The organism is Deinococcus rhizophilus (assembly GCF_030271215.1).
In the GTDB taxonomy this organism is placed as follows: domain Bacteria; phylum Deinococcota; class Deinococci; order Deinococcales; family Deinococcaceae; genus Deinococcus; species Deinococcus rhizophilus.
Genome location: NZ_JASNGB010000430.1, coordinates 1 through 358, shown reverse-complemented (window position 1 = coordinate 358; position 358 = coordinate 1). Strand labels below are relative to the sequence as shown.

Here is a 358-nt window from a genome sequence, read left to right as displayed (position 1 = left end):
CCAGCGCCAGCGCCAGCAGCGCCAGCAGGGGCCACAGCCACGCCGGGCGCCGGGCCTGACGTGCGGGTGCGGCCTCCTGCCCCGGCTTGACCACCCGCCGGGTGCCGTCCGGGTCCCAGGTGATGCGGACCTCCTCGCCCCGCCGCCGCCGGGGGGTGGGCGGGGCAGGGGGAGGCGTGACCCTGGCGGGCTCGGGGGTGCTGGTGGGTGAGGAGTCCGGGACAACCTCTGCCGGAGCGGCCGTCACGACGATGGGTGAAGGGGATTCCGGCTCCGGTGCGTCGGTGGGCACGGGGTCCGGCGTCGGCTCGGCCCCGGCCCCGGCTGGAGGGGCCGGGCGCAGGGGCGGGGCCTCCTG

The 358-nt window shown here is 79.6% G+C and carries 1 pseudogene; it reads right to left on the bottom strand.

Going from position 1 to position 358, the window contains the following annotated elements:
- Positions 1-358 (bottom strand): annotated as a pseudogene (locus tag QOL99_RS17710) (hypothetical protein); the annotation flags it as partial.